Source organism: Acidimicrobiales bacterium (genome assembly GCA_035540975.1).
Lineage (GTDB): Bacteria > Actinomycetota > Acidimicrobiia > Acidimicrobiales.
This window is the reverse complement of sequence record DATLFN010000125.1, coordinates 1-7,000: the sequence shown is the minus strand read 5'-3', so window position 1 is coordinate 7,000 and position 7,000 is coordinate 1. Positions and strand designations below refer to the sequence as shown.

The 7,000-nt window shown below is 73.9% G+C and carries 8 protein-coding genes; 6 read left to right on the top strand and 2 right to left on the bottom strand.

Going from position 1 to position 7,000, the window contains the following annotated elements:
• On the top strand, window positions 1–610 hold a 610-nt coding region (gene lepB / locus VM242_12555; GenBank protein ID HVM05995.1), incomplete at its 5' end, for a signal peptidase I.
• A 6-nt stretch (window positions 611–616) separates the two neighbouring features.
• On the opposite strand, the gene VM242_12550 is transcribed toward lepB, so the two are convergent.
• The gene (locus VM242_12550) at window positions 617–1,321 is read right to left on the bottom strand and encodes a glycerophosphodiester phosphodiesterase (GenBank protein ID HVM05994.1); all 705 of its coding nucleotides are present in this window, start codon (window positions 1,319–1,321) and stop codon (window positions 617–619) included.
• 10 nt (window positions 1,322–1,331) lie between these two features.
• Entirely contained in the window at window positions 1,332–2,804 is a 1,473-nt protein-coding gene (locus tag VM242_12545; GenBank protein HVM05993.1) for an ATP-binding protein, read from the bottom strand.
• Window positions 2,805–2,961: 157 nt separating this feature from the next.
• On the opposite strand from VM242_12545, the gene VM242_12540 reads away from it, so the two are divergent.
• The 5 genes from VM242_12540 to VM242_12520 all read left to right on the top strand — a co-directional run.
• Window positions 2,962–3,324, top strand: coding sequence for a hypothetical protein (locus VM242_12540; GenBank protein ID HVM05992.1), 363 nt, complete (start codon window positions 2,962–2,964; stop codon window positions 3,322–3,324).
• Complete coding sequence (locus tag VM242_12535; GenBank protein ID HVM05991.1) at window positions 3,321–3,527, top strand: hypothetical protein; 207 nt, start codon at window positions 3,321–3,323, stop codon at window positions 3,525–3,527. The genes VM242_12540 and VM242_12535 overlap by 4 nt, the downstream gene beginning before the upstream one ends.
• A gap of 58 nt (window positions 3,528–3,585) precedes the next feature.
• The gene (gene tatB / locus VM242_12530; GenBank protein HVM05990.1) at window positions 3,586–3,936 is read left to right on the top strand and encodes a Sec-independent protein translocase protein TatB; all 351 of its coding nucleotides are present in this window, start codon (window positions 3,586–3,588) and stop codon (window positions 3,934–3,936) included.
• 105 nt (window positions 3,937–4,041) lie between these two features.
• The gene (tatC, locus tag VM242_12525) at window positions 4,042–4,743 is read left to right on the top strand and encodes a twin-arginine translocase subunit TatC (GenBank protein HVM05989.1); all 702 of its coding nucleotides are present in this window, start codon (window positions 4,042–4,044) and stop codon (window positions 4,741–4,743) included.
• 4 nt (window positions 4,744–4,747) lie between these two features.
• The coding region (locus VM242_12520) for a DEAD/DEAH box helicase (protein HVM05988.1) at window positions 4,748–7,000 on the top strand (2,253 nt) is incomplete at its 3' end.

Sequence of the window (7,000 nt, the reverse complement as noted above, 5' to 3'; positions counted from 1 at the left end):
GCCCGAGCCGGCGGGCCGCACCCTCACCCTCGCCCCCGCCGAGGCACCGCCCGCCCGGGCCGACGACATGCCCCCGGGGCGCACCGCCCGCAGCTCGGCCCGCAACGCGGCCGAGTGGGTGATCATCGTCGGCGCCGCCCTGGTGGCCGCCCTCGTCATCAAGACCTACCTGCTCCAGGCCTTCTACATCCCGTCACCGTCGATGGAGCCGACCCTCAACATCCAGGACCGGGTGCTGGTGAACAAGCTGAGCTACCGCCTGCACGACGTCAACCGCGGCGACGTCGTGGTGTTCGAGCGACCCCCCGAGGACATGGGCACCATCCGCGACCTGATCAAGCGGGTCATCGGCCTGCCCGGCGACACCGTCGAGGGCCGCGACGGCGCCGTCTGGATCAACGGGAACCAGCTCAACGAGCCGTACCTGCCGGCCGGGACGGTCACCTCGCAGTTCGGCCCCAAGTCGATCCCGGAGGGGTCCGTCTGGGTCATGGGCGACAACCGCTCCAACTCCAGCGACAGCCGGGTGTTCGGGCCGGTCGACGAGGACCGGATCATCGGCCGCGCCTTCGTCCGCGTCTGGCCGTTCAGCGCCTTCGGGCTGCTCTGACGGCGCTCAGCGCCCGGCCGCGGCCAGGGCGTCGACCATGCGGTCGACGTGGTCCGAGTACACGCCGTCCACGCCCATGTGGAGCACCTCGGCCAGGACCCGGGGGTGCTGGCAGTCCCACGCCAGGGCCAGCACGTCGAAGCGGTGGAGGAGCGTGGTGAAACCACCCGTCCAGTCGGTGTGGTGGAGGTTGAGGGCGTCGACCCGGGCGTGGGCCAGGACGGCGGCCCGCCGCTCCATCCCCTCCTTGACCGCCCGCCGCCGGGTGGAGTTCACCAGGCGGACGTCGTCCGACCGCGCCCGCCAGGAGGCGAGCAGGTCGGCATCCGGGTGGCACAGCCACAGCCGCCCCACGGCGCCGGGGATGCGTGACGCGACGGCCAGGACCGCCCCCACCGCGGCGGGGTCCTTCAGGTCGAGCGACAGCTCGTAGTCGGCCCCGCACGCCTCGTACAGGTCCTCCAGGGCGACGAGATGACCGGGGAGGGCGTCGCGGGCGAGCTCGGAGATGCGGCGCCTGCGCAGGCCGCTCTTCACCACGCCGTCGTGGTCGAGCACGGGCACGCCGTCGGAGGTGAGCCAGACGTCGCTCTCCAGGCCGGTGGCGCCCAGGCGGAGGGCCAGGCGGAAGGCGTCCAGGGAGTTCTCGGGGGCGTGGGCCCGCGCCCCGCGGTGGGCGAACCCGATCGGCGGCCGGAGGAGCGGCTCCACTGGCCGCACCTTACGAAACCGGCGCCAGCCTCCCGTGACGGGGGAGCGAGAACGTGAAGCGGCTGCCGACGCCGAGGCGGCTGTCCACCCAGATGCGTCCGCCCAGCGCCTCGACCACCCGCCGGCACAGGTACAGCCCGATGCCGAGGCCCCCGTGCGCCCTGGTCGCCGAACCGTCCAGCTGGCGGAATCGCTCGAAGAGGTGGGGGAGGTCGCCCGAGAAGATGCCCGGCCCCTCGTCGACGACCGAGACCTCCACGGCGTCGCCCCGGTCGACCAGCTCGAGGACGACCTGGCCTTCCGAGTACTCGAGGGCGTTGGCCAGGAGATGGCGGACGACCTTGTCCAGCCGGTCCTCGTCCACCGGCACGTCGACGGGACGGGCGGGGACGGTGACGACGACCCGGTCCGTCTCGTACCGGCGCAGCACCTCGCCGAGGTCGTGGTGGCGCAGGTCGAGGTCGGCGGGCCGGTCCTGGACGGCGGAGAGGAACAGGAGGTCCTCGATCACCCGCTCCAGGCGCTCGACGTTCGTCGCCACCGCGTTGAGGGCCTGGGCGCGGCGCTCCTCGGACATGGACGCGCCCCTGCGCACCAGCGTCTGCACGTAACCCTTGACGACGGTGACGGGCGTGCGCAGCTCGTGGCCCACCACGGCGACCAGGTCGTCCTTGAGGGCGTCGATCCGGCGCTCGCCGGTGACGTCGTGGAGGACCAGGGCCCGCCCCGTGATCCGGCCGCCGGCGCCCCGCAACCGCCGGACCGTCGCCCGGTACACACGGGGCTCGTCGGTCCCGAGCACCACCTCGGCGCCGGTCTCCCGCCCCGAGGCGAGCATCCGTTCCAGGACCGGGTGAGCGAGGCGCCCGGCGACGGGGTGGCCCTGCTCGAACCCGGCGGCCAGGTGGAACACGCCGGCGGCAGCGCCGTTGGCGCCCACCAGGCAGCCCCGCTCGTCCACGAGGACCACCGGTTGGGTCACCGAGTGGGCGAGGGAGGCCAGGCGCTGCTCGTGGTCCTCGTCGGACGCCCGCAGGCGGGCGGCCAGCAGGCAGACGGCGGCGTGGGCGGCGTAGGCCTCCATCAGGGCGCGGGCGGCCGCTGTCGGCTCGCCCCGGACGAACACGACGAGGTGGCCGAGCCGGTGGCCGCCGGCGACGAGGGGGAGCCCGACGGCCACCTCGCCGGCCGAGGCGAGCATCGCCACGATGGGATGGGGCGCCCGGTCGACCCGCAGCTCGTCGCCGGAGAGGAAGGCGCGGAAGCCGTCGTCGCGCGAGGCGTCGACCAGGCGGTCACGGGGGAGGCCGCGGAACTGCGAGACCCGCACCGAGCCGTTGATCACCACGGCGCACAGGCCTGACGACGCTCCGAAGAGGTCGTCGGCGCCCTCGAGCACCCGAATGGTGAGCGTCGGTGCGTCGAGCTCGTCGGCCAGGCGCCGGACCACGGCGCGGAGCGCCTCGGGCGAGCATTCGGCCACGCGCCCGTCATCGGCACGCTCGGGCGCCTCCTTGAGAAGGACTAGTCCACCACTCGCCTGGGAAGCATGGTGTCGAGGGAACGCTCAAGTTCTGGAGAGGTCCAAGCCGATGGAACGGGCACCGGCGAAGCGTCGGCGAGATCGAAGGGAGGGATCGATGGCGATGGTCCGGGCCAGCTGCCCGACGTGTGGTGATGTCGAGCTCACCACGCGCGACGTCCGTGTGCTGCTGTGCTCAAGCACCTACGAGAGCTCGTACGCCTTCCAGTGCCCGTCCTGCCGCCTGGCCGTGGCCAAGCCCGCCGAGCCCCGCGTGGTGGACGTCCTGCTCGCCTCGGGGATCGCGCTGACCGTCTGGCACATGCCGGCCGAGCTCGACGAGGTGCACGCCGGTCCGGCGATCTCCTACGACGACCTCCTCGAGTTCCACTTCCAGCTTCGCAGCGGCGCCACGCTGGACGACCTGTCCGACGCCGGCCGCCCCCGGTCGCTCGAGATCGCCGGTCCCCAGGAATCGTGAGCCTTCTCCCCCTCCTGCCCGTCGTAGCCCTCCTCGTGGGGACGCTGTGCGCGGGCATCGCCCTGGGCCGCCTCCTCGACGAGGCCGAGCAGCTGAACATGGAACTGCAGCGGGCCCGCCGGCTCCGGCCCCTCTTCGCCCAGGTGACCGCCGAGTCGCAGCGCCTGCGCCTCGCCCTCGCCCGCCTGCAGCGCCGCCCGTAACGCCCGCCCGTCGCCCGGCGGCGACGGCTCCGCCGGGGGGCGGCTCTAGACTCGCGGCGTGGGCAGCATCGGGCCGGCCGAGATCCTCGTCGTGCTGGTGGTGGCCCTCGTCGTCCTGGGCCCCAACCGCCTCCCCGAGGCTGCCCGGTCCGTGGGGAAGGCGCTGGCCGAGCTGCGGCGGGTGAGCGCGGGCGTCCAGTCCGAGGTGCGGGAGGCCTTCGCCGAGCCGCCGCCCACCTATCCCAAGCCGCCGGCGACGCCCGACGGGCCGGGCGCCACGCTGGCGGGCACGGCCCTCGACGCGCCCGGGACGACCGCCCCACCGGGCACGCCGTCCCGGTCCCCGGGCTCGCCCGAGCAGGCCGAGGCGGTCGTGGTGCGCGAGCCCGACCCGCCCCAGCCGGCCTGACCGGCGATCAGCCGCACGAGGCACACCATCGCCAACGCCCGCGCCAGGATCGCCTCCAGCGTCGCCCGCCGCCGGGCCGCCCGTGCCGCCGCCCGGCCGGCGGAGATGTCGATCGTCGACCACCTCACCGAGCTGCGCACCCGGCTCATCGTCTCGGCCGTCGCCGTCGCCGTCGGGGCCGTGGCCGCCTTCGTCTTCTACGACCGCATCCTCGACTTCCTGATCGACCCCTACTGCGCCACCCTCCCCGAGGGCGACCCGTGCACGCTGTTCATCACCGATCCCCTGGAGGGCTTCGCCACCCGCCTCAAGGTGGCGACGTGGGGCGGGTTCCTGCTCGCCTCGCCCGTGGTCCTCTGGCAGCTGTGGCGCTTCATCACCCCGGGGCTAAACCCCAACGAGAAGCGCTACGCCGTCCCCTTCGTCGCATCGTCGGTGACCCTGTTCTGCCTGGGGGCGGTTCTGGCCCGCTTCACCTTCCCCCGGGCGCTGGACTTCCTCCTGGCCGTGGGCGGCGACCTGGAGCCCATCCTCAGCCCGGCCAAGTACCTGCGGCTGGTGATCCTGGTGGGGGTGGCCTTCGGGGTCGCCTTCTTGTTCCCGGTGCTGCTGGTGTTCCTCCAGCTGGCCGGGGTGCTGACCAGCAGGAAGCTCCAGGGGTGGCGGCGGCCGGCGATCGTCGTGATCTTCGTGGTGGCGGCGGTGATCACGCCGAGCCAGGACCCGTACTCGCTGTTCGCCATGGCCGGCCCCATGTACCTGTTCTACGAGGCGTCGATCGTCATCGGCCGGGTACTCCACAAGTAGCGACATGGGCATCCGCGAGGAGTTCCTCGGCCGGTTGGGGTTCGAGGCGGACCCGTTCCAGCTGCGCGCCCTCGACGCCCTCGACGCCGGCCGGTCGGTCCTGGTGGCGGCCCCGACCGGGTCGGGGAAGACGGTGGTGGCCGAGTACGCCGTCGCCAAGGCCCTGGCCGAGGGCAGGAAGGCGTTCTACACCACGCCCCTCAAGGCGCTGTCCAACCAGAAGTACGGCGACCTGGTGCGGGCGCACGGGGCGGGGACCGTGGGCCTCCTCACCGGCGACAACTCCATCAACGGCGACGCCCCCGTCGTCGTGATGACCACCGAGGTCCTCCGCAACATGATCTACGCCGGCTCGTCGGCCCTCGACGGGCTGCGCTACGTGGTGCTCGACGAGGTCCACTACCTCCAGAACCCCTACCGGGGCGCGGTGTGGGAGGAGGTCATCGTCCACACCCCGCCCGAGGTCGACCTCGTGTGCCTGTCCGCCACCGTCTCCAACGCCGAGGAGTTCGCCGACTGGGTGCAGACCGTCCGGGGGGCGACGGTGCCGATCATCGAGGAGCGCCGCCCCGTCGAGCTCGAGCACCTCTACCTGGTGGGCGACCGCGGCGCCGAGCGCATCCACCTGCTGCCCACCTTCGTGGACGGCCGCCCCAACCCCGAGGCGGCGGCCCTCGACAGCCGGGCCCTGCGGGCGCCCGACCCCCGGGGCCGCACCCGCCGGGGCCGCCTGTTCACGCCCCGCCGGGCCGACGTGGTCGAGCTGCTGTCGGACGAGGACATGCTCCCGGGCATCTACTTCATCTTCAGCCGGGCCGCCTGCGACGACGCCGTGCGCCAGTGCACCGACCACGGCCTGCGCCTCACCACGCCGGAGGAGCGTCGCCAGATCCGGGCCATCGCCGAGGCCAAGGTGGAGCCCCTGTCCGACGCCGACCTCGACGTCCTCGGCTACGGGGCGTGGGTGACGGGCCTGGAGGCGGGGTTCGCCGCCCATCACGCCGGGCTGGTGCCGCCGTTCAAGGAGGCCGTGGAGGCGTGCTTCTCGGCCGCCCTGGTGAAGGTGGTGTTCGCCACCGAGACGCTCTCGCTCGGCATCAACATGCCGGCCCGCGCGGTCGTCATCGAGAAGCTCACCAAGTTCACCGGCGAGCGCCACGAGCCCCTCACACCCGGCGAGTACACCCAGTTCACCGGCCGGGCCGGGCGGCGGGGCATCGACGAGGTGGGGTACGCGGCCGTCCTGTGGTCGCCGTTCGTGCCCTTCGACCAGGTGGCGGGCCTGGCCTCGACCCGGACCTACGCCCTGTCGTCGTCGTTCCGCCCCACCTACAACATGGCGGCCAACCTGGTCAGGCGCTACCCGCCCGACGTGGCCCACCACCTGCTCAACCTCTCGTTCGCCCAGTACCGGGCCGATGCCGACGTGGTGCGCCTGGAGTCGCAGCTGGACCGCGGGCTCCACGCCCTGGCCGAGGCCCGCGAGCGCGCCCGGTGCGAGAAGGGCGACGTCGACGAGTACCGGGCCCTGCTGCGGTCGCCACCGCCCGCCGAGGACCCGGCGGTGGCCGATGCGCTGTCCAAGGTGCGGCCCGGCGACGTGATCGTCGTGCCGGGCCGCTCGGGCGGGCGGGTGGCGGTCCTGGCCACCTCCCAGCGGCGGGGCGGCGACATCCGGGTGACCGCCCTGACGCCCGACCGTCGCAAGGTCAGCCTGTCGCCCCGGGACTTCCGCGCCCCGCCCCGACCCCGGGCCCGGGTCGACCTCCCGGTGCCCTACGCACCCGGCAACGCCTCGTTCCAGCGGGCGGTCGCCCAGGCCCTCGCTCGGGTCAGGCTGGCCGACGGCGCCGACGAGGCGCCGGCGGGGGAGCGGGGCCGGCGGGCCGGGCCGGCCGGCCACCCGGTGGCGGCCTGCCCGGACGCCGCCAAGCACGTCCGGGCCGCCGAGCGGGCCGAGCGACTGGTCAAGGACAACGCCTGGCTGGAGCGCCAGATCCGGGGGCGGACCGAGAGCCTGGCCCGCCAGTTCGACCGGGTCCTGCGGGTGCTCGGGACGTGGGGGTACGTGGACGGGTGGGCCCTCACCGAAGCGGGGGCGCGGCTGGCCCGGCTCTACCACGAGTGCGACCTGCTGATCGCCGAGGCGGTCGGCGCCGGCCTGTTCGACGGCCTGGACCCGCCCGGCGTGGCCGCCCTGGCGTCGGTCTTCACCTACGAGCACCGCCGGGCCGGCCCGGCGGTGCTCGTAGGTGAA

What these genes read in the sequence shown, in the direction of transcription:
- VM242_12540 (HVM05992.1), top strand. Translation starts at nt 2,962, where the DNA reads ATGGCGATGGTCCGGGCCAGCTGCCCGACGTGTGGTGATGTCGAGCTC.
- tatC (HVM05989.1), top strand. Translation starts at nt 4,042, where the DNA reads ATGTCGATCGTCGACCACCTCACCGAGCTGCGCACCCGGCTCATCGTC.